Source organism: Noviherbaspirillum autotrophicum (genome assembly GCF_000818395.1).
GTDB lineage: Bacteria > Pseudomonadota > Gammaproteobacteria > Burkholderiales > Burkholderiaceae_D > Noviherbaspirillum > Noviherbaspirillum autotrophicum.
In genome coordinates this window covers 724,342-746,491 of record NZ_JWJG01000028.1, presented here as the reverse complement: position 1 = coordinate 746,491, position 22,150 = coordinate 724,342, and the positions used below count along the sequence as shown (strand labels likewise).

The window sequence follows — 22,150 nt, the reverse complement described above, 5'->3', positions numbered from 1 at the left end:
AAGTTCGCCCAAATAATGCGTTTCCCGCTTCGACTGCCTGCAATGCCACTGCTGCTTTGGCCAGCAAATCTGTTTATCGTCGTAACCTATTTGATTTTGTCATCTACGCCGTTTCTGCCCCTATTGTTCGGCCGGACCGTAGCGAACTCATCTCATATATGGGGAATGGAGCTGGTCGCCTGGATTGCGATCTGGTCGATAGTCGGGCGGCCAGCGTGGTTTCACTGGCTATTACTTCCCGCCTTTTTTGTTTTGCCGCTCGAGCTATACCTGAACATGTACTACAACCAGGGCATCTCGACGCACCATCTTGGCATCATCGCAGAAACCAGCCCCAAGGAAGCAGCCGAATTTATCGGCAATAAAGTGTGGCTTTTGGGCATGATCTTCGTGGGCGTAAGCGGCTGGTGGATCGCGAGCTGGACAGCTGCAAGGCGCACGCATGATCTCGACTGGCGCGGGCCGTCGCGCTGGGTTGCGATTTGCTTGCTGGCGTCCATGACCGGTGTCTGGCTCTACCAGCAGGAGTACGGCGTTAAACAGGCTACCGTCTCGGCGGCCAGCGACAGCGCGGCGCAAGACGAAGATGACGACGATGAGGATGAATTGCCACCAGAATCCATCACTTCGACGGGCGCAAGTGCTGACAACGCGTCATGGCAGCCACCGAAGCTGCCGATGTGGGCGCAAATCCCGTTTTCGGCCAAGGAATTTGGGCAAACTCGCCCCTTCGGCTTGGCTGTACTCGGTAACGACTTTTGGAAGGAGCGCCAGTATCTCGCCGAGCTGGCGCACAAGAGCATGCTGTTCAAGTTCGGCGCGCAGCAGCCCGGCGTACTCGACGTGCCGCAAGTGGTGGTGATGGTCATTGGTGAATCGTCTCGCTACGACCGGTGGAGCCTGAACGGCTACGCACGCGACACGAATCCGCGACTAAAGAAAGAGTCAAACCTCGTAAGCCTGTCGAATGTCATTACGGCCGTGTCGGCGACACGCCTGTCGGTGCCGGTCCTCGTTTCGCGCAAGCCGGCAATGCAAAGTCTGCAGGCTGGCTTTTCCGAGAAGTCGTTTTTGACTGCATTCAAGGAAGCGGGGTTCAAGACCTACTGGCTGTCGAACCAGATGTCGTTCGGGCAGTTCGACACTCCCATCTCGGTATTTGCGAAAGAAGCCGATGTGACGCAGTTTCTGAATATCGGCGGCTTCACCAACAACTCTAGCTACGATGAAATCCTGCTGGCTTCGCTCCGAAGCGCAATCGATGATGCGGCAAGCAAGAAGCTGATCGTGCTGCACACGCTCGGCAGCCACTGGAACTATAGCCATCGTTATCCGAAAGAGTACGACAAATGGCAGCCTTCCTTGTTCGGCGTCGAAAATCCTGCCTATACGGATCTGGCGATAAAGGCGCAGCTGAACAACAGCTACGATAATTCCATCCTGTACACCGACTGGTTTCTGTCGCAGGTAATCGACGCACTGAAATCCTCCAAGCGCATGGCAACCATGATGTACGTGGCAGATCACGGCCAAACGCTGTACGACGGCACCTGCAAGCTAGCCTTTCACGGGCACAACACGCAATTCGAATTTCATGTCCCGGCGCTGGTGTGGTATTCAGACCTTTATCGTCTGACCCATCCAGTAAAAGTCACTCAGCTGCAGAAAAACAAGCGCGCCAAACTGGCTACAGAAAATATCTTTCATTCGCTGCTCGATATGGCGGATATCCGCTATGGCTCGGAACAGCTGGAATGGAGCTTTTTCAACAAGAAGTTCAAGACGCACAAGCGCTATGTCGACAGCTACGGCTGGAGCGATTACGACAATGCCACCTTCAAGGGCGATTGCCGGGAAGTGATCGACAAGGGCACGCCGCTGGTGCAACTGAAGTAGGTGCGCAGCGCGAGACTGGAATGTAAAAAAAAACGGCACCGAAAACTCGGTGCCGTTTTTCATCAGGATGACAGCAGTCAGGCTTCGCCGCCGCCCTGTTCGTCGTTGACTTCCGTCGTGGCAGCCGCTTCGGATTCGGCAGCACGTGCCGCTTCCTCGGCTTGCAACAGCGCGCTGCGCTCCTCGGCTTCCCACGTTTCCTTTTCCTTGCGGGCACGATGGTAAGCCAAGCCAGTACCTGCCGGGATCAGGCGGCCGACGATGACGTTTTCCTTCAGACCGCGCAGGCCGTCCTGTTTGCCCATGATCGCGGCTTCGGTAAGCACGCGGGTGGTTTCCTGGAACGACGCTGCGGAAATGAACGAATCGGTCGACAGCGATGCCTTGGTAATACCGAGCAAGACATTTTCGTACGTTGCCGGACGCTTGCCTTCGGCGATGACGCGATCGTTTTCGTCCAACAACTCGGAGCGCTCCACTTGCTCGCCCGGGATGTAGGACGTATCGCCGGCATCAACCACCTGCACGCGACGCAGCATCTGGCGCACGATCACTTCAATGTGCTTGTCGTTGATCTTCACGCCCTGCAGACGGTACACGTCCTGCACTTCGTCGACGATGTAGCGGGCCAGCGCTTCGATACCGAGCAGGCGCAGGATGTCTTGCGGATCGGCCGGGCCGTCCACGATCATCTCGCCCTTGTTCACTACCTGACCGTCGTGCACCAGCACTTGCTTGTCCTTGGTAATCAGGAACTCGTGCTTGTTGCCTTCCATATCCGTGATTTCCAGGCGCTGCTTGCCCTTGGTTTCCTTACCAAACGCAACCGTACCAGTGACTTCCGCCAGCATGCCGGCATCCTTCGGCGAACGTGCTTCGAACAGCTCGGCCACACGCGGCAGACCACCAGTAATGTCACGGGTCTTCTGCGACTCGGTCGGGATACGTGCCAGCACTTCACCCACCGATACTTGCTGACCGTCTTTCACCGTAATCAGCGCGCCGACCTGGAAGCCGATCGTCACTGCATGTTCGGTGCCGGCGATCTTCACTTCCTCGCCCTTTTCGTTCAGCAGCTTCACCTGCGGACGCACCACCTTGGTGGACGGTCCGCGGCGCTTCGCATCAATGACCACCAGCGTTGCCAGACCGGTCACTTCGTCGATCTGCTTCGCAACGGTCACACCCTCTTCGACGTTCTCGAACTTCACCGTGCCGCCGTATTCGGTAATGATCGGACGGGTCAGCGGATCCCAGGTCGCCAGTGCAGTGCCGGCCTTGATGGCCAAACCATCCTTGACCAGCAGGGTCGCGCCGTACGGCACCTTATGACGCTCGCGCTCACGGCCGTGGTCGTCAGTGATCAGCACTTCGCCAGAACGGGAAATGACGATCTGTTCGCCCTTGCCGTTGGTAACGTAGCGCATGGTCGCGGTAAAACGTACCGTACCGTTCGACTTGGCTTCCACGGAAGATGCCACCGCCGCACGCGAAGCCGCACCACCGATGTGGAAGGTACGCATCGTAAGCTGGGTGCCAGGTTCGCCGATCGACTGCGCCGCAACCACACCGACTGCTTCGCCGGCGTTGACTAGCATGCCGCGGCCGAGGTCTCGGCCGTAGCACTTGGCGCACAGACCATAGCGAGTATCGCAAGTCAGCGGTGTGCGGACCTTTACTTCATCGATGCCGAGGCGTTCGATTTCTTCGACCGCATCTTCATCCAGCAGCGTGCCGGCTTCGAACAGGGTCGACTGATCTTCCGGATTGACGATATCCGTTGCAGCAACGCGGCCGAGAATACGGTCGCGCAGCGCTTCGATCACTTCACCACCTTCAACCAGCGCCTTCATCGATGCACCGTTGGACGTACCGCAATCGTCTTCGATCACCACCAGATCCTGGGTCACGTCGACGAGACGACGGGTCAGGTAACCGGAGTTTGCCGTCTTCAACGCGGTATCGGCCAGACCCTTACGAGCACCGTGCGTCGAGATGAAGTACTGCAGAACGTTCAGGCCTTCGCGGAAGTTCGCGGTAATCGGCGTCTCAATAATGGAGCCATCAGGTTTCGCCATCAGGCCGCGCATACCGGCCAGCTGGCGGATCTGTGCTGCGGAACCGCGGGCGCCGGAGTCGGCCATCATGTAAATCGCGTTGAACGATTCCTGCGTGCCCTTGCTACCGTCACGCTTGACGACGTCTTCCACCTTCAACTGGTCCATCATCGCCTTGCCGACTTCATCGCCGGCCTTGCCCCAGATGTCCACCACCTTGTTGTAGCGCTCGCCTGCAGTCACCAGACCGGATGCGTACTGCTGCTCGATCTGCTTCACTTCATGCTCAGCCTGGGCAATGATGGTGTGCTTCTGCGGCGGCACCAGCATGTCATCCACGCAGATCGAAATACCGGCGCGGGTCGCGAGGCGGAAGCCCGACTGCATCAACTGGTCGGCGAACACGACGGTCGCTCGCAGACCGCACTTGCGGAACGAGGTGTTGATCAGCTTCGAGATTTCCTTTTTCTTCAGCGCGCGGTTGAGCACGGTAAACGGCAAGCCCTTCGGCAGGATCTCCGACAGGATGGCGCGGCCGATCGTGGTCTCGTAGCGCTTGATCGTCTTCACGAATTCGCCGGTCTCCGGGTCCTTCGGGTATTCGGTGATACGAACCGTGATACGGGTCGTCAGCTCGACTTCCTTGTTGTCGTATGCGCGGATCACTTCCGACACGTCCGGGAACATCATGCCTTCGTTCTTGCCGTTGATCTTCTCACGGGTCGCGTAATACAGACCCAGCACGATATCCTGCGACGGCACGATCGACGGTTCACCGTTGGACGGGAACAGCACGTTGTTGGAGGCCAGCATCAGCGTGCGGGCTTCCATCTGCGCTTCGATGGACAGTGGTACGTGGACAGCCATCTGGTCGCCGTCGAAGTCAGCGTTGAATGCTGCGCAAACGAGCGGGTGCAGCTGGATCGCCTTACCCTCGATCAGTACCGGCTCGAATGCCTGGATACCGAGACGGTGCAGCGTCGGCGCGCGGTTCAACATCACCGGATGTTCGCGGATCACTTCTTCCAGAATGTCCCACACCACCGGTTCTTGGATCTCGACCAGCTTCTTCGCTGCCTTGATGGTGGTTGCCAGGCCCATCAGTTCGAGCTTGTTGAAGATGAACGGCTTGAACAGTTCGAGCGCCATCAGTTTCGGCAGACCGCACTGGTGCAGCTTCAATTGCGGACCGACCACGATCACGGAACGGCCGGAGTAGTCGACGCGCTTACCGAGCAGGTTCTGACGGAAGCGGCCGCCCTTACCCTTAATCATTTCAGCCAGCGACTTCAGCGGACGCTTGTTGGCGCCGGTCATCGCCTTGCCACGACGACCGTTGTCCAGCAGCGAGTCGACAGCTTCCTGCAGCATGCGCTTTTCGTTGCGCGTAATGATTTCCGGAGCGCGCAATTCCATCAGGCGCTTCAGACGGTTGTTACGGTTGATGACGCGGCGATACAGGTCGTTCAGGTCGGAGGTCGCAAAGCGGCCGCCGTCCAGCGGCACCAGCGGTCGCAGTTCCGGCGGCAGCACCGGCAGCACTTCCATGATCATCCAATCCGGCTTGATGCCGGACCGCTGGAATGCCTCGAGCACTTTCAGACGCTTCGCGTACTTCTTGATCTTGGCTTCGGACTTGGAATCCTTCAGCTCCTGACGCAGGGTCTCGACGTCACGGTCGATGTCGATCGAACGCAGCAGTTCGCGGATACCTTCGGCGCCCATGTGCGCGATGAAGTCATCACCGTACTCTTCGTACTTGGCGGCGTAATCGTCTTCCGACATGATCTGGCACTTCTTCAGCGGAGTCATGCCGGGGTCGGTCACGACGTAGGCTTCGAAGTACAGCACGCGTTCGATATCGCGCAGCGTCATGTCGAGCACCATGCCCAGACGCGACGGCAGCGACTTCAGGAACCAGATGTGGGCAACCGGAGAGGCCAATTCGATGTGGCCCATGCGCTCGCGGCGCACTTTTGCCAGCGTTACTTCTACGCCGCACTTTTCGCAGATCACGCCGCGGTGCTTCAGGCGCTTGTACTTGCCGCACAGGCACTCATAATCCTTGATCGGGCCAAAGATCTTGGCGCAGAACAGGCCGTCACGTTCCGGCTTGAAGGTACGGTAGTTGATGGTCTCCGGCTTCTTGACTTCACCGTAGGACCAGGAACGAATTTTTTCAGGCGATGCGAGGCCAATCTTGATCGCATCGAATTGTTCGCTTTGCTGTACTTGCTTGAATAGATCGAGCAGTGCTTTCATTTCTCTCACTCCAGTGTGGCGTGAATGACGCTTGGCAGCGCGGTGTGAACTTGGTGAATCGCCATTACCCTGTTCGCATCGCCGGGAGAGCCCTTCGCCATGCCGTAGCGAGAGTTCCGACGATACCGGGAGCGGTTACCGCATCCCCACGTTGCCGAAATCTGTTTTACCCGCCGACTTATGGCCGGCGGGCATTCCTTCCTTAATCTCTCTCGAGATCGATATCGATACCGAGCGAGCGGATTTCCTTCACCAGCACGTTGAAGGATTCCGGCATGCCGGCGTCAATCACGTGATCGCCCTTGACCAGGTTCTCGTACACCTTGGTACGGCCGGTCACGTCGTCCGACTTCACCGTGAGCATTTCCTGCAGCACGTAGGACGCGCCATAGGCTTCCAGTGCCCAGACTTCCATCTCGCCGAAACGCTGGCCGCCGAATTGCGCCTTGCCGCCCAGCGGCTGCTGGGTCACCAGCGAGTACGGTCCGGTAGAGCGTGCGTGCATCTTGTCGTCGACCAGATGGTGCAGCTTCAGCACGTGCATGTAGCCAACCGTGACGGTGCGTTCGAACGCTTCACCGGTACGGCCGTCATACATCGTGACCTGGTTCTTCGACGGCGTCATACCGAGCTTCTTGGCGATGTCGTCCGGATAAGCGAGGTCGAGCATGCGGCGGATTTCCTCCTCATGCGCACCGTCGAACACCGGCGTCGCAAACGGCACGCCATACTTCAGATTGTTCGCCAGCGCCAGGATTTCTTCATCGCTGAAGTTGTCGAGGTCTTCCTGCTTGCCGGACTCGTTGTAAATGGTCTTCAGGAACTGACGCAGTTCGGCTGCCTTGGCTTGCACCTGCAGCATTTCACCGATACGCAAGCCCAGGCCCTTTGACGCCCAGCCCAAGTGCACTTCCAGCACCTGACCGACGTTCATACGCGACGGCACGCCCAGCGGGTTCAGCACGATGTCGGCCGGCGTACCGTCCGCCATGTACGGCATGTCTTCCACCGGCACGATGCGCGAAACCACACCCTTGTTACCGTGGCGACCCGCCATCTTGTCGCCAGGCTGCAGGCGACGCTTCACGGCGAGGTAGACCTTGACCATCTTTTGTACGCCCGGCGGCAGTTCGTCGCCTTGGGTCAGCTTCTTGCGCTTCTCTTCGAACGCGAGATCGAACTGGTGGCGCTTTTCAGCGATCGATTCCTTGATCGCTTCGAGAGCTGCTGCCACGTCGTCCTCTGCCGGACGGATGTCGAACCAGTGGTACTTGTCCAGATCGTCCAGGTACTCCTTGGTGATCTTCGCGCCCTTGGCCAGCTTCTTCGGACCGCCGTTGACGACTTTGCCAATCAACATCTTTTCCAGACGCTGGAACGCATCACCTTCCACGATACGCAGCTGGTCGTTCAGGTCGAGACGATAACGCTTCAGTTCATCGTCGATGATCTGTTGCGCACGCTTGTCACGCGCAATGCCTTCGCGGGTGAACACTTGCACGTCGATCACTGTACCGACCATGCCGGACGGTACGCGCAGCGACGTATCTTTCACATCGGAGGCTTTCTCACCAAAAATTGCGCGCAGCAGCTTCTCTTCCGGCGTTAGCTGGGTTTCGCCCTTCGGGGTCACCTTACCGACCAACACGTCGCCGGCTTCGACTTCCGCACCGATGTACACGATGCCGGATTCGTCCAGGCGCGCGAGCTGGTTTTCAGCTAGGTTCGAAATGTCGCGGGTAATTTCTTCCGCGCCGAGCTTCGTGTCACGAGCAACAACCGACAGCTCTTCAATATGGATCGAGGTGTAGCGGTCGTCCGCCACCACGCGCTCCGAGATCAGGATCGAGTCTTCGAAGTTGTAGCCGTTCCATGGCATAAACGCCACCAGCATGTTCTGGCCGAGCGCGAGTTCGCCGAGATCGGTGGATGCGCCGTCGGCGATCACATCATTCCTGGCCACGCGGTCGCCGACCTTCACGATCGGACGCTGGTTGATGTTGGTGTTCTGGTTGGAACGGGTGTACTTGATCAGGTTGTAGATGTCCACGCCGACTTCGCCAGCCGCCGCTTCATCGTCGTTCACGCGAATCACGATACGGCCCGCGTCAACGTAATCGACCACGCCGCCGCGCAGGGCTTGCACGGTCGTGCCGGAGTCAACCGCCACGGTACGTTCGATGCCGGTGCCGACGAATGCCTTTTCCGGACGCAAGCAGGGAACAGCCTGACGCTGCATGTTCGCGCCCATCAGCGCCCGGTTCGCGTCGTCGTGCTCGAGGAACGGAATCAGCGATGCTGCCACCGATACGACCTGGCCCGGCGCCACGTCCATGTACTGCACACGCTCCGGCGACACCAGAATTGTTTCACCGGCTTCACGCGCGGACACCAGTTCGTCGGACAGCTTGCCTTCGTTGTCAATGGTCGCGTTTGCCTGAGCAATAACGTAACGACCTTCTTCGATTGCGGACAGGTAGTCGATCTGGTTGGTCACCTTGCTGCCATCGACCTTGCGATACGGCGTCTCGAGGAAGCCGTATTCGTTCAGGCGTGCATACAGCGCCAGCGAGTTGATCAGGCCGATGTTCGGGCCTTCCGGTGTTTCGATCGGGCATACGCGACCGTAGTGGGTCGGATGCACGTCGCGCACTTCGAAGCCTGCGCGCTCGCGGGTCAGACCGCCCGGGCCGAGCGCCGATACACGGCGCTTGTGGGTGATTTCCGACAGCGGGTTGGTCTGGTCCATGAACTGCGACAGCTGCGACGAACCGAAGAACTCGCGAATTGCAGCCGAGATCGGCTTGGAGTTGATCAGGTCGTGCGGCATCAGGTTCTCGGTTTCAGCCTGACCCAGACGTTCCTTCACAGCGCGCTCGACGCGTACCAGGCCGGCACGGAACTGGTTTTCTGCCAGTTCGCCGACACAGCGCACGCGGCGGTTACCGAGGTGGTCGATATCGTCCACTTCGCCACGGCCGTTGCGCAACTCGACCAGGATCTTGATCACTGCGAGGATGTCTTCGTTCGACAGCGTCATCGCGCCGGTCAGTTCATCGCGGCCGATGCGGCGATTGAACTTCATGCGGCCGACAGCGGACAAGTCATAGCGATCTTCGCTGTAGAACAAGCCGTTGAACAGGGCCTCGACCGACTCCTCGGTCGGCGGCTCGCCAGGGCGCATCATGCGGTAGATCGCCACACGTGCAGCCATCTGGTCGGCCGTGTCGTCCATGCGCAGCGTTTGCGAAATGTACGCGCCCTGATCCAGATCGTTGGTGTACAGCGTCTGAATGTCGGACACGCCGGCTTCGCGCAGGCGGCCCAGCAACTCTTCGGTCAGTTCATCGTTCGCGTTGGCGATCACTTCGCCGGTTTCCGCATCGACGACGTTCTTGGCCAGCACGCGGCCAACCAGATAGTCTTCCGGCACGGAGATGTGCTTGATGCCTGCGGCATCAATTTCCCGCACATGCTTGGCATTGATGCGCTTGTCTTTCGCGACGATGACCTTGCCCGACTTGTCGGTAATATCGAAACGCGCCACTTCACCGCGCAGGCGCTCGGCGACGAATTCCATTTCGCCACCGTCTGCGCGTACTGTGAAGTTGTCGAACACGAAGAAGTTCGCCAGGATCTGCTCCGGCGTCATGCCGATTGCTTTGAGCAGAATCGTCACCGGCATCTTGCGGCGACGGTCGACGCGGAAGAACAGGATGTCTTTCGGATCGAATTCGAAGTCGAGCCAGGAGCCGCGATACGGGATGATGCGAGCAGAGAACAGCAGCTTGCCGGATGAATGCGTCTTGCCGCGGTCGTGTTCAAAGAACACACCCGGGGAACGATGCAACTGCGACACGATCACGCGCTCGGTACCATTGATCACGAACGAACCGTTGGTCGTCATGAGTGGCAGTTCGCCCATGTAGACTTCCTGCTCTTTCATTTCTTTCACGACCGGCTTGGTCGGCGATTCCTTGTCCAGAATGACCAGGCGCACCTTCGCACGCAGCGGCGACGCAAATGTCAAGCCGCGCTGTTGGCACTCCTTCACATCAAACGGCGGATCACCCAACACATAAGACAGAAACTCTAGCCGCGCAAATCCATTGTGCGATACGATTGGGAAAATCGAGGTGAAGGCGGATTGTAGACCTTCATTCTTGCGGTGCGATGGAGCTTTATCGGCCTGCAGGAAGCTCGTATACGACTCGAGCTGGGTCGCCAGCAGGAACGGAACGTTGTGAACGTTAGCGCGCTTCGCGAACGACTTGCGAATGCGCTTCTTCTCAGTGAATGAGTAGTGCATGGACACTCCGTGAGTGACAGGAAGGATGGAGAATTCAGGACTCGCTGCAGGCTTTGTGCTTCACCCGCTGCCATCTGCGAAACCTCAAGTCTCTGCCCTTCGGCGTTAACTAGACTACCTACTGCCTCAACTTTGCCTAAAACCGAACGTTGATACAGGCAAAGTAACGACAAAACTCGAAAACGACAAAGGAGCCAAAGCCGAACCCCCTCTTTCGAGAGAGTTCTGAACTTTGACTCCGGCGATGTTGACTCGCCTTGGCAAGCCGAAATTACTTGAGTTCAGCTTTCGCGCCAGCTTCTTCCAGCTTCTTCTTAGCGGCTTCTGCATCGGCCTTGGCAACACCTTCCTTGACCGGCTTCGGTGCACCGTCAACCAGATCCTTGGCTTCTTTCAGGCCCAGGCCGGTGATTTCGCGAACTGCCTTAATCACGCCGACCTTGTTCGCGCCCACTTCGGACAGAACAACGGTGAACTCGGTCTGCTCTTCAGCAGCAGCAGCACCAGCGCCAGCGCCAGCTGCCGGACCGGCAACTGCCATAGCAGCTGCGGACACGCCAAATTTTTCTTCGAATGCCTTGACCAGATCATTCAGATCCATCACGGACATCTGGCCTACTGCTTCAAGGATATCGTCTTTGCTAATTGCCATTTGAAACTCCTAAATTTGATTCGGTAATTACATCTAATCGGTACTGACGCAAAAGGAACAAAAGGCTTACGCGCCTTCGGTTTCCTTCTTCGCTGCGAGGGCAGCCAAGGCGCGGGCAAAGCCGGAAACCGGAGCCTGCATAACACCCAGCAACTGGGAGATGAGGACTTCACGGCTCGGAATGCTAGCCAACGCAGCAACGCCCGCTTTGTCGAGCGACTTGCCTGCGTAGTTGCCTGCCTTAACAACCAGCTTGTCGTTGCCCTTGGCAAAGTCGTGAACGACTTTGGCAGCTGCAACGGCGTCCTCGGAGATCGAATAGATCAACGGGCCGGTCATTTCGGAGGCGAGGCCAGCAAACGGCGTACCCTCGACGGCGCGACGTGCAAGCGTGTTTTTCAACACGCGCATGTACACACCTTGGGCACGCGCTTTGGCGCGCAGTTGCGTCAAGTGACCAACCTGGATGCCACGGTATTCGGCCACGACGATGGTCTGCGCAGTTGCTACCTTTGCGGAGACTTCGGCGACGACGGCCTTCTTGTCATTCAGATTGAGACTCAAGATCAACCTCCAAAAATGATGTTTGGTAAAACACCTCACATCGGTTCGAACACGGCGTCCGAAGTTTAGGAGTTCAGTACTGGCAAACCAGCGTTGAGACTACAAAACTTGTTCGGGTACACCATCTGCGTTGGGTGCCGGAGATTTGCTCTGCCGGTGTTTAACTTTGCGCACCAACCACATGCACGCCGCCCAACGGTCTTTGATAATCTGGCCCTACTTCCATCTTGCCGAAGCAGGTCCAGCCCAAAGATTCGCCTCATGCCGCTTTGGGCATGAGGTCTTAATTCACTACTTAGGCAGCCAGGCTCGCCTGATCGACGCGAACACCCGCGCCCATCGTCGACGAAATTGCAACGCGACGCAGGTAAACACCTTTGCTGGTTGCCGGCTTGGCCTTGTTCAGCGCATCGATCAGAGCCAACAGGTTGCTCTTGAGATCGGCGTCGGCGAACGACTTACGGCCGATCGTCGCATGGATAATGCCTGCCTTGTCGGTACGGTACTGCACCTGACCAGCCTTCGCATTCTTCACAGCAGTTGCCACATCCGGAGTCACGGTCCCGACCTTCGGGTTCGGCATCATGCCGCGCGGGCCGAGGATCTGGCCGAGCGTACCGACGATACGCATGGTGTCAGGCGAAGCGATCACGATATCGAAAGGCATGTCACCAGCCTTGATGCGGTCGGCCAGGTCTTCCATGCCGACGATGTCTGCACCTGCTGCTTTTGCTGCTTCAGCCTTGTCGCCGGAAGCAAACACCGCAACGCGAACAGTCTTACCGGTGCCAGCCGGCAGAACCACGGAACCGCGAACCACTTGGTCCGACTTCTTGGCGTCAACGCCGAGCTGCACTGCGACGTCGATCGACTCGTCGAACTTGGCAGTCGCGCATTCCTTGATCAGCGCAATTGCGTTGTCATATGCATACAGCTTAGTGCGGTCAACTTTTGCCTTGATTGCTTTTGCGCGCTTGGACAACTTAGCCATTACAGACCCTCCACCGTGATGCCCATGGAGCGAGCGGAGCCGGCGATCGTGCGCACGGCAGCGTCCATGTCAGCTGCCGTGAGATCCGGCATCTTGGTTGTTGCGATTTCTTCCGCTTGCTTGCGGGTGATCTTGCCGACCTTGTCAGTATGCGGCTTGGCCGAACCCTTTTGAATGCCAGCAGCCTTCTTGATCAGGATCGTTGCCGGCGGGGTCTTCATCACAAAGGTGAAGGACTTGTCGGCAAAAGCGGTAATCACGACAGGAATCGGCAGACCCGGCTCGACACCTTGGGTTTGGGCGTTGAACGCCTTGCAGAATTCCATGATGTTCAGACCGCGCTGACCCAGCGCCGGACCGATCGGGGGGGACGGGTTGGCTTTACCAGCCGGCACTTGCAGCTTGATAAAACCGATGATTTTCTTTGCCATGATGGCTCCTACGTTGATTGAGTGTTAGCGCCTGTTTGCTCGTCGCTCGACTGGCTATTGGGGCTCCTCGGTTTACTGCTATTTAGATTCCACAGGCGACAAAGCGTGCGACGCTCTAAGGGCGCATACTGCAAATAATTGAACCGTGGCAGATTAAACCTTTTCGACCTGCCCGAATTCTAGTTCGACCGGAGTGGCGCGACCGAAGATGGTGACCGAGACGCGCACGCGCGACTTCTCGTAGTTGACTTCTTCAACGTTGCCGTTGAAATCAGTGAAAGGACCATCCTTAATACGTACCAACTCACCCACTTCATACAACACTTTCGGGCGCGGCTTTTCAACGCCTTCCTGCATTTGATGCAGAATCTTGTCGACTTCATGCGGCGGAATCGGCGTTGGCTTGTTGGACTTTCCACCAATGAAACCAGTGACTTTACTCGTGTTCTTTACGAGGTGCCAAGTTTCATCTGTCATTTCCATTTCAACCAGAACATAGCCTGGAAAGAAACGACGTTCAGTAACCGATTTTTGGCCGTTCTTGACTTCGATGACTTCTTCCGTCGGAACCAAGATCTGGCCAAACTTATCTTGCATACCGGCGCGCTCAATGCGCTCCATCAAAGCACGTTGCACGCTTTTCTCCATGCCGGAGTAAGCGTGCACGACGTACCAGCGCTTGCTGCCGCCAGAGCGGGGCGCTGTATCTTGCATGTTTTCGCTCATTATTTCTTCCAGCCCAAGATCAGGTCGTACAAGACAAATTCAAGAATTTTATCGGTGCCCCACAGGAAAATTGCCATCAGCAAAACGAAACCGAATACGACGCCGGTAATCTGCATGGCTTCTTTACGTGTTGGCCAAACGACTTTTTTGGTCTCGCGCACGGACTCCTTGGCAAAACCAAGGAAATTTCGACCCGGATCGGACGTCCAAGCGATTGCAATTGCGACTATGAGGCCGGCGACCAATGCGCCGGCGCGCACCAGAGTAGGCTTATCGGACAGAAAATAAAAGCCGACGACACCCACAATCACGGCACAGATTGCCAGAACAACTTTGAGCTTGTCGCTCGATGTGCTGACAGTTTCGACGGGGTGGTTAGACATACGCTTTGCTTTCGTGCCCTGCGGCCTTATCGGTGGCAGGGGCAGAGGGAATCGAACCCCCAACCTTCGGTTTTGGAGACCGACGCTCTGCCAGTTGAGCTATACCCCTACGCGTAAAACTTTGCTTGATTGACATCGCTGCGAGATCGGATTAACTCCCACCATCGCAGCGCACAGTCAGGTATTACTCGATGATTTTGGCAACGACGCCGGCGCCGACGGTACGGCCGCCTTCGCGGATTGCGAAGCGCAGACCTTCTTCCATCGCGATCGGGGAAATCAGTTTCACCGTGATCGAGACGTTATCACCCGGCATCACCATTTCCTTGTCCTTCGGCAGCTCGATCGCGCCAGTCACGTCCGTGGTACGGAAGTAGAACTGCGGACGGTAGTTGTTGAAGAACGGGGTGTGGCGACCACCTTCATCCTTGGAGAGCACATAGATCTCGCCGGTGAAGTGGCTGTGCGGCTTGATCGAACCCGGCTTGGCCAGCACTTGACCACGCTCGACTTCTTCACGCTTGGTGCCGCGCAACAGCACGCCGACGTTGTCGCCTGCCTGACCTTGATCGAGCAGCTTGCGGAACATTTCCACGCCGGTGCAGGTGGTCTTGACGGTATCGCGGATACCAACGATTTCGATTTCTTCGCCGACCTTGATGATGCCGCGCTCAACGCGGCCGGTCACCACGGTACCACGGCCAGAGATCGAGAACACGTCTTCCACCGGCATCAGGAAGGTACCGTCCACGGCACGCTCCGGAGTCGGGATGTAGGAATCCAGCGCATCGGCCAGCTTCATGATTGCCTGCTCGCCCAGCTCGCCCTTGTCGCCTTCGAGCGCCAGCTTAGCCGAACCGCGGATGATCGGCAGATCGTCGCCCGGGAATTCGTACTTGGAAAGGAGCTCACGCACTTCCATTTCGACCAGCTCGAGCAGCTCGGCGTCGTCGACCATGTCGCACTTGTTCAGGAACACGATGATGTACGGCACACCAACCTGACGGGCCAGCAGGATGTGCTCGCGGGTTTGCGGCATCGGGCCGTCGGCGGCGGAGCACACCAGGATTGCGCCGTCCATCTGCGCGGCGCCGGTGATCATGTTCTTCACATAGTCGGCGTGGCCAGGGCAGTCCACGTGGGCGTAGTGGCGGTTCGCTGTTTCGTATTCGATGTGCGCGGTGTTAATCGTAATGCCGCGTGCCTTTTCTTCCGGCGCCGCATCGATTTCGTCGTATTTCTTCGCTTCGCCGCCGAACTTCGACGACAACACGGTTGCAATTGCTGCAGTCAGCGTGGTCTTGCCATGGTCAACGTGACCAATCGTGCCCACATTCACGTGCGGTTTTGTCCGCTCAAACTTGCCTTTTGCCATTTTCGACTCCTAACGATTTGATGAGAATGTCTAGGCACGTGCCCGACTGTCTTGCTGTATGGATACACCTAAGAAAACTGGTGCCCTTGACGTGGATTGAACACGTGGCCTCTCCCTTACCAAGGGAGTGCTCTACCACTGAGCTACAAGGGCATTTTTGCTGTCCGTATCGTTGCTACGTTCAACCAAAAACTGGAGCGGGTGAAGGGAATCGAACCCTCGTCATAAGCTTGGAAGGCTTCTGCTCTACCATTGAGCTACACCCGCAGGGAACCTCTTCAGCCGCACAATTTTCCTGCGTTACTGCTGGTGGAGGGGGCTGGATTCGAACCAGCGTACTCGTAAGAGGGCAGATTTACAGTCTGCTGCCATTAACCACTCGGCCACCCCTCCGCAGGGAACCCCAAACTATAGTAGAGACCCTTTCACTTGTCAACTGAAATGAGAGTTTGGACGGCAATTTTTCAAAAAGGCAGCATGCCCCCATATTTTTATTGAAATATTCGCAATAAAATGGGCCAACAAGGATCTGGACACGAACACCTTCGTCAGAACCGCGTGTCGCGTGCCGCCCTCAGGAAATCGTCCAGAATCGGCGTGCAGTCCAACAATTCGGCGCTGCGCCCGCGATGGAATTCCGGGTGCCACTGCAGTCCCATCACAAAGCGCGCCTTTTGATAACGAATGGCCTCGACAATGCTGTCGGGTCCGGACACCGCCTCCACGACGAGGTCGCGCCCCAGATCCTTGACCGCTTGGTGATGAATCGAGTTGACCAGCGCATCTGGCTTGGCCGGAAACATCGAGGCGAGCGACGACCCTTGGCGAAAATGAATAGGATGGTAATGACTGTCGTACAAGTCATTGACATGCTCGATGGCCGCCGGCACATCCGAGGCAATGTCCTGGTAGAGCGTGCCTCCGAAGGCGACATTGATCAGTTGGCAGCCGCGGCAGATGCCGAGCACCGGCTTGCCTGCTTCGACGAATTCATGCAGCAGCTCCAGCTCGTACATGTCGCGCGCCCGGTCGCCACTCCATTCGGGGCGGGTCGCGGCTTCCGAATAGGTTTGCGGCGAGACATCGGCACCGCCCTGCAAGACCAGACCGTCGAGGTGCTTGGCATAGTCGCGCAAGCGAATATTGCTGGGGTGAAGCAGGCTATTGTTGTTCACGGTCGGGATCATGAACACCATGACGTCGCGCGACATCACCCACTGGGCGATCGACTCTTCCAGGTACTGCAGCGTCTTGCTGCGCAAGCCCTTGGCACCCATTTCGGGATGAAAAATTCGGGCCGATACCCCGATTTTCAGGGTGCGCTGAGTCAGGCGGCGCAGCACCTTGTCGGACAAGGCCTGGAACCGCGCCGAAATGACGCGCTGCGTCAACGCCCATGGCGAATCATGGCGTCGCGCATGCGCGCTTGGGCGAGCGGCTCCGGCCGCAGATGAATTAGCAAAATCAGCAGATGGATCGTTCTTCTCTTGGGGCATAAGGTCGGGTCAGCGCCACGTACGCTGGCCGGTCCATTCCGGGCAATCGTGGCAAATAATACAATCAGTATAGGGCAGCGCGTAGCGGTGTATTGGCGCTGGAAGTATTGACTCTGACCAATTTATTGCCCGGCAGGTTCAATTTGCAGTCAGCGCATCGATGACGCTTGTAATAAGATTGCGGCCGATATGCACAAGGATCTACTCAAGACGCCAACATGATCACCATTTATCACAATCCGCGCTGCTCAAAATCGCGCGAAGCCTTGGAACTGGTCGAACAGTTCACCAGCAAGAATCGCCTGCCGCTCAACGTGGTGGAATACCTGAAAACGCCGCCCGATCTGGCCCAGCTTCAATCCCTGCATCAGCGCCTGGGCGGCAGCGCGCGCGACATGGCTCGTACCAATGAGGAAGAATACGGTGCGCTCCATCTCGCGCAAGCCGACGACGAATCGCTACTGCGCGCCATCGCGGCGCATCCCAGGCTACTGCAACGCCCCATCGTCGAATTCCGCGGTCGCGCGGTGATTGCCCGTCCGCCGGAACTGTTAACCGCGTTCCTGCAAGTGCCTTGATCGATCGCGCGGCGCACCTCACTCGGCAGGCCGGTGCACCGGCATCATGCGCCAGGCGGCCAGAACGGCGCTGGCGCAGATCAGCGCCACCAGCAGGAAGGTTTCGTTAAATGCGCGCAGGCTCACTTCCGGCGCGACGGTCGGGTACAGCGACAGCCGCCACTCCAGCACGATACCTACCAGGCTAACGCCGATGGCGCCGCCGAGCTGGCGCAGGAAGTTGATGGCACTGGCGCCCTGGGCGATCAGGCTGACGTCGACACCACGCATCGATCCCAGGCTTAGAGAAGGCAGCACGAACCCCAGCCCGATGCGTCCGAGAATAGCCAGCGCGATCAAGGTGAAATAGCCGGTTGCGATTTTTCCGAGCGCCATCAACCCTAACGACAGCGCCAGCAAAATGAGGCCGAACGACACCAGCAGATTCGGCGCAACCCAGTCCGACAGCTTGCCGGCAAAGATGATCGTCACGGCCAAGACAATCCCTGCCGGCAGCAACACCAATCCCGCCTGCGACGGCGCGTAGTTCAAGGCCATCTGCATATAGACCGGCAGCAGGTAGGTTGAGCCGAAGAGGCCTGCGCCGTAGATGAAGGCGACCAGTGCGCCCATCGCAAATTGACGATAGCGAAACAAGCTCATATTCAGCAAGCCATGCTCGGCGCGGCGCTGGTAGGCGACAAAGCCCGCCAGGGTAGCCGCGCCAAGCGCCAGCAAGCCAGCCGCCCGCGCCAGGTCGTGATGCAGTTGCACCAGCCCGTTCAGCAAGCTGGTAATGCACACCGTGGCCAGCGCCAGCCCTTTCCAGTCGAGCGATTTGGCTTCTCCCATGAACGGTGAGTTAACGGCCAGCAGGCGACGCACCATCAGCAGCACGACCAGGCAGAACGGCACCACGACAAAGAAAATCGACCGCCAGCCGAAATGCTCGACTAGAAAACCGCCCAGACTGGGGCCGATGGCCGGCGCCAGCACCACACCGAAGCCGAAGATGCCCATCGCCGTGCCGCGCTGCTTGTTGTCGAACGCGCGAAACACCACGATGGAGGGAATCGGCTGCAGGATGCCGGCGGCCAGGCCTTCGGCCACGCGCATCGACAAGAGCATCGGATAGTTCACGCTGAAGCCACCGATGACGCCGCCGGCCAGCAGCAGCAGAATGGCGCCTGTATAAGTGCGGCGCAGGCCGAAGCGCAGCAGGAGCCAGGGCGTCGTCAGCATCGAGAGCGTCATCGCCTGCATGAAGCCGGCCGACACCCATTGGGCACGTTCCTGGCCGAGCGCGAAGTGATGACTCAAGTCGGGTACAGCGACGTTGACGATGGTCGACGACATGATCGACGCCATGGTGCCGATCATGACGGTCAACAGGACCAGCCACTTGTAGCGCGCACCGTAGCGTTCGCGCAATTGTTCCAGAGTGGGTTGCATCTTGTTATGAAATGCCGCGCCGGAGATAAGGCTCAACAGTATATTGGTTTGCGGCCGAGTGCGTTGATGCCGCAAAAAAGTCACTTCAATAACTGCGCGATCAGAAACGCCAGCGCCGACCACAGCACGGTCGAGCCGAATGGCAGGCAAAAGACGATCGTGCGCAGGCGAAAGCGAACATCGCCCGGTACACGCCCGACGCCGAGCTTTTCCAATCCCGGCAACAGCGGATAGAACACGGATAAGCCGAGGAATATCGCGGCGACCCAGCGGATCATTGCATCCCTTGTGTCATATGGACGCGCCGATCGTACTCATTTCAGCAGGCGCCCGAGCAGCACGACCGCCAGCGACAACAAGATGGTGGAAGCGAACGGCAGAAAAAACTTTTTGCCGAACACGGTGAAGCGCAGGTCGCCTGGCAGGCGGCCGATGCCGAGCTTTTCGAGCCAGGGCAGCAGCGACGAGAAGATGACCAGAGCAATGAAAATGGCGAGAACCCAACGGATCATATGAGGCTCTGGGAAAAGAGAGTGAAAGCGATGCTCATAAACGGTGGCTGCGGTCGTTGCGGGCGAACTTGTGCGGCAGCTGCGCGTGCTTGCCCAGCACCAGCACCTTGAACAATTCGCCCATCTCGGCCGGCGAAATCAGTTTTTGCACCGCGTTCGCCTGCGGCAGGTAGCGCAACAAGTCGTCCGGGGACGTGCGCAGCAGCAGATCGCCGATGCCGGCATCGAGCAGGAATGCGGCCTGGCTGGTATAGCCGAGCAAGTCTAGGCCGCCGTCGATGGCGGCGCGCGCCATCGACGTAAAGTCGACATGCGCGGTGATGTCCTGCAATCCGGGCAGATAGAACGGATCGGGATGCGCATGGTGGCGGTAATGGCACATCAAGGTGCCCTGCGCGCGCTGATCGAGGTAATACTCGTGCACGGGAAAGCCGTAATCGATCAGGAGCGCCGCGCCGCCATGGCCGGACTCGTCATATCCGGCTTCGAGCATTGCGGCCAGCGAATGCATGAAGCCGGCGGCAATCGGATGCACTTCGGTGACGTAGCCAGGCGGCAGTTCTTCGGCGTGCGGAATCTGTGCTGCCACCGCGGCAGCCAGTGCGGCATCGCACAGCTGGTCCTGGAAGGCGAAACCGTTTGGCGACAATGCCACGCCGCGCTCCTGCCAGCCGGCCTCAGCCTTGACCACCAGGTTGACCGGCATCGCATCCAGCACTTCGTTGCCGAGCACGACGCCGGAAAACGCGGTGGGAAAGCGGTCGAGCCAGATTACCTGCGGAAACCCTCTTAGCGTTTCTTCCTGCCTTGCGCGCAGTTCGCCGGAGACTTCGACGATGCAATAACGGTGAACCGCGAAGCCCATCGCATCCAACTCGGTCAGGATATCGCGCGCCAGCTTACCGGTGCCGGCGCCGAATTCGAGGATTTGCGGACTGGTCTGCGCCATCAGGTCGGCGACGACCTGCGCCAAGGTAGCGCCAAAAAGCGGCGTGATTTCGGGGGCGGTTGTAAAATCTCCGTCTTTACCGAGTTTTGCCGCGCCGCCGCTGTAGTAGCCCAGGCCGGGCGCGTAGAGCGCCAGCTCCATGTACTGTGCAAACGAAATCCAGCCGGAATTGCGTCGAATATCGTTGGCAATCCGGTCTTGTAGCGCGCGCGATGCGGCTAGCGCATCGAATGAGGGTTCGGGCAATTGCAGTTGCATAGCCGGTATTGTATTGAAATCGGCGCACCGCTTGTAATAAATCGGCGCGCCGGCGCCGGATTGTGAATGGAATGGCAACCCCGGCGCAAAACACCACACGCATATGACTACAGACGCCAGAAAAGTTGCACTCGTGACCGGCGCGGCCAAGCGCATCGGCCGCACGATCGCGCTCGCATTGGCTCAGCACGGCTGGGATGTCGTGGTCCATTACCACCGTTCCGCAGACGACGCGGCGGCGACCGTGGGCGCCATCGAAGCACTGGGGCGGCGCGCCGTGGCGCTGCAGTGCGAACTGGGCGACACGGAAGCGGTCAAGGCGCTGCTGCCGCAGGCAAGGCAAGCCATCGGCGCGCCGGTTTGCTGCGTGGTCAATAATGCATCGCTGTTCGAGCACGACAGCGCCGCCGATTTCTCGCTCGCGCGGCTCGATGCGCACATGCACGCCAACCTGGCCGCGCCGGTTTTGCTGGCACAGGCCTTGTACGAGGCAACGCCGGCCGGCGGGCAAGGCGTCGTGATCAACCTGCTCGACCAGAAGCTGTTCAACCTGAACCCGGATTTCCTGTCCTATACCTTGTCGAAGGCCGCGCTGCAGGCCGCGACCACCATGCTGGCGCAGGCGCTGGCGCCGAAGATTCGCGTGGCCGGCGTGGCTCCCGGCATTACGCTGGTTTCCGGCGACCAGACCGAGGAAGGCTTCGCCAAGGCCCATACCAAGACGCCGCTGGGCCGCTCCAGCACACCCGACGACGTGGCTTCGGCCGTCTGTTTTGTCGCCGCCAATCCGGCCATCACCGGCACCACCCTGCTGGTCGACGGCGGCCAGCACCTGATTCCCTTGCAACGCGATGTGATGTTCATCGCCAAATAACTGTTTGAACTATGCTCTCTTCTCTCTCGCACCCCCGCCTTGCCGATTGCCGGCGCCTCTTCTTGCGCAACTACGAGGTGATGATCAATATCGGCGTTCACGATTTCGAAAAGAAAGGCGAGCAGCGCGTGCTAATCAATGTCGATCTGTTCATTCCGCTGGCGGAATCGACGCCGAAGGAAGATCACCTGGTTGAAGTCGTCGACTACGATTTCATGCGCGACACCATTGCTCGGCGCATGGCGCGCGGCCATATCCACCTGCAGGAGACGCTGTGCGACGACGTCGCGCGCGAGATGCTGACGCATCCGAAGGTACGCGCGGTACGGGTGTCGACCGAGAAGCCGGACGTGTATCCGGACTGCGAGAGCGTGGGCGTGGAAGTCATTCATATCAAGGAATAAAG

At 58.4% G+C, this 22,150-nt stretch carries 18 protein-coding genes and 4 tRNA genes; 4 read left to right on the top strand and 18 right to left on the bottom strand.

Going from position 1 to position 22,150, the window contains the following annotated elements; all coding sequences use genetic code 11:
• Positions 1–276: 276 nt before the first annotated feature.
• Positions 277–1,896: a phosphoethanolamine transferase gene (locus TSA66_RS04670; protein ID WP_332309930.1), complete on the top strand. Its 1,620-nt coding sequence runs from the start codon at positions 277–279 to the stop codon at positions 1,894–1,896.
• Between the two features lie 77 nt (positions 1,897–1,973).
• Here the strand turns inward: TSA66_RS04670 and rpoC are convergent, their stop codons facing one another.
• The 14 genes from rpoC to TSA66_RS04600 all read right to left on the bottom strand — a co-directional run bounded on the left by rpoC (position 1,974) and on the right by TSA66_RS04600 (position 17,142).
• Positions 1,974–6,215, bottom strand: a complete 4,242-nt coding sequence (rpoC, locus tag TSA66_RS04665) for a DNA-directed RNA polymerase subunit beta' (protein WP_040039173.1) — start codon at positions 6,213–6,215, stop codon at positions 1,974–1,976.
• Positions 6,216–6,417: 202 nt separating this feature from the next.
• Complete coding sequence (gene rpoB / locus TSA66_RS04660) at positions 6,418–10,524, bottom strand: DNA-directed RNA polymerase subunit beta (RefSeq protein ID WP_040039172.1); 4,107 nt, start codon at positions 10,522–10,524, stop codon at positions 6,418–6,420.
• A 271-nt stretch (positions 10,525–10,795) separates the two neighbouring features.
• Positions 10,796–11,176, bottom strand: a complete 381-nt coding sequence (gene rplL / locus TSA66_RS04655) for a 50S ribosomal protein L7/L12 (RefSeq protein ID WP_040039171.1) — start codon at positions 11,174–11,176, stop codon at positions 10,796–10,798.
• A gap of 66 nt (positions 11,177–11,242) precedes the next feature.
• A complete protein-coding gene (gene rplJ / locus TSA66_RS04650; protein ID WP_040039170.1) occupies positions 11,243–11,740 on the bottom strand; it encodes a 50S ribosomal protein L10 in 498 nt (165 codons plus the stop codon).
• Positions 11,741–12,035: 295 nt separating this feature from the next.
• A complete protein-coding gene (gene rplA / locus TSA66_RS04645) occupies positions 12,036–12,731 on the bottom strand; it encodes a 50S ribosomal protein L1 (RefSeq protein WP_040039169.1) in 696 nt (231 codons plus the stop codon).
• Complete coding sequence (gene rplK / locus TSA66_RS04640) at positions 12,731–13,162, bottom strand: 50S ribosomal protein L11 (protein ID WP_040039168.1); 432 nt, start codon at positions 13,160–13,162, stop codon at positions 12,731–12,733. The genes rplA and rplK overlap by 1 nt, the downstream gene beginning before the upstream one ends.
• 153 nt (positions 13,163–13,315) lie before the next feature.
• On the bottom strand, positions 13,316–13,876 hold the full coding sequence (gene nusG / locus TSA66_RS04635; RefSeq protein WP_094299036.1) for a transcription termination/antitermination protein NusG: 561 nt from the start codon (positions 13,874–13,876) through the stop codon (positions 13,316–13,318).
• Positions 13,877–13,887: 11 nt separating this feature from the next.
• Complete coding sequence (gene secE / locus TSA66_RS04630) at positions 13,888–14,271, bottom strand: preprotein translocase subunit SecE (protein WP_040039166.1); 384 nt, start codon at positions 14,269–14,271, stop codon at positions 13,888–13,890.
• A gap of 33 nt (positions 14,272–14,304) precedes the next feature.
• Positions 14,305–14,380: transfer RNA gene (locus tag TSA66_RS04625), tRNA-Trp, on the bottom strand.
• Between the two features lie 75 nt (positions 14,381–14,455).
• On the bottom strand, positions 14,456–15,646 hold the full coding sequence (gene tuf / locus TSA66_RS04620; protein WP_040038612.1) for an elongation factor Tu: 1,191 nt from the start codon (positions 15,644–15,646) through the stop codon (positions 14,456–14,458).
• Between the two features lie 78 nt (positions 15,647–15,724).
• Positions 15,725–15,799: transfer RNA gene (locus TSA66_RS04615), tRNA-Thr, on the bottom strand.
• A 40-nt stretch (positions 15,800–15,839) separates the two neighbouring features.
• Positions 15,840–15,913, bottom strand: a tRNA-Gly gene (locus TSA66_RS04610).
• A gap of 40 nt (positions 15,914–15,953) precedes the next feature.
• Positions 15,954–16,039, bottom strand: a tRNA-Tyr gene (locus tag TSA66_RS04605).
• A 155-nt stretch (positions 16,040–16,194) separates the two neighbouring features.
• On the bottom strand, positions 16,195–17,142 hold the full coding sequence (locus tag TSA66_RS04600) for a gamma-glutamyl-gamma-aminobutyrate hydrolase family protein (RefSeq protein ID WP_084199290.1): 948 nt from the start codon (positions 17,140–17,142) through the stop codon (positions 16,195–16,197).
• Positions 17,143–17,360: 218 nt separating this feature from the next.
• Here TSA66_RS04600 and arsC point away from each other — a divergent pair, with 218 nt between their 5' ends.
• On the top strand, positions 17,361–17,720 hold the full coding sequence (arsC, locus tag TSA66_RS04595) for an arsenate reductase (glutaredoxin) (protein ID WP_040039165.1): 360 nt from the start codon (positions 17,361–17,363) through the stop codon (positions 17,718–17,720).
• A gap of 18 nt (positions 17,721–17,738) precedes the next feature.
• Here the strand turns inward: arsC and TSA66_RS04590 are convergent, their stop codons facing one another.
• From TSA66_RS04590 to TSA66_RS04575, 4 genes are all read right to left on the bottom strand, one after another.
• Positions 17,739–19,151 carry a DHA2 family efflux MFS transporter permease subunit gene (locus TSA66_RS04590; protein ID WP_040042206.1) on the bottom strand — a complete coding sequence of 471 codons (1,413 nt, stop codon included), beginning with the start codon at positions 19,149–19,151 and terminating at the stop codon, positions 17,739–17,741.
• Between the two features lie 80 nt (positions 19,152–19,231).
• Entirely contained in the window at positions 19,232–19,429 is a 198-nt protein-coding gene (locus TSA66_RS04585) for a DUF2905 family protein (RefSeq protein WP_040039164.1), read from the bottom strand.
• 36 nt (positions 19,430–19,465) lie between these two features.
• The gene (locus TSA66_RS04580; protein WP_040039163.1) at positions 19,466–19,663 is read right to left on the bottom strand and encodes a DUF2905 domain-containing protein; all 198 of its coding nucleotides are present in this window, start codon (positions 19,661–19,663) and stop codon (positions 19,466–19,468) included.
• A 34-nt stretch (positions 19,664–19,697) separates the two neighbouring features.
• A complete protein-coding gene (locus tag TSA66_RS04575) occupies positions 19,698–20,870 on the bottom strand; it encodes a class I SAM-dependent methyltransferase (RefSeq protein ID WP_094299035.1) in 1,173 nt (390 codons plus the stop codon).
• Between the two features lie 103 nt (positions 20,871–20,973).
• Here TSA66_RS04575 and TSA66_RS04570 point away from each other — a divergent pair, with 103 nt between their 5' ends.
• Both TSA66_RS04570 and TSA66_RS04565 read left to right on the top strand, forming a co-directional pair.
• The gene (locus TSA66_RS04570) at positions 20,974–21,744 is read left to right on the top strand and encodes an SDR family oxidoreductase (RefSeq protein WP_040039162.1); all 771 of its coding nucleotides are present in this window, start codon (positions 20,974–20,976) and stop codon (positions 21,742–21,744) included.
• A gap of 11 nt (positions 21,745–21,755) precedes the next feature.
• Positions 21,756–22,148, top strand: coding sequence for a dihydroneopterin aldolase (locus tag TSA66_RS04565; protein ID WP_040039161.1), 393 nt, complete (start codon positions 21,756–21,758; stop codon positions 22,146–22,148).
• The last annotated feature ends 2 nt before the right edge of the window (positions 22,149–22,150 follow it).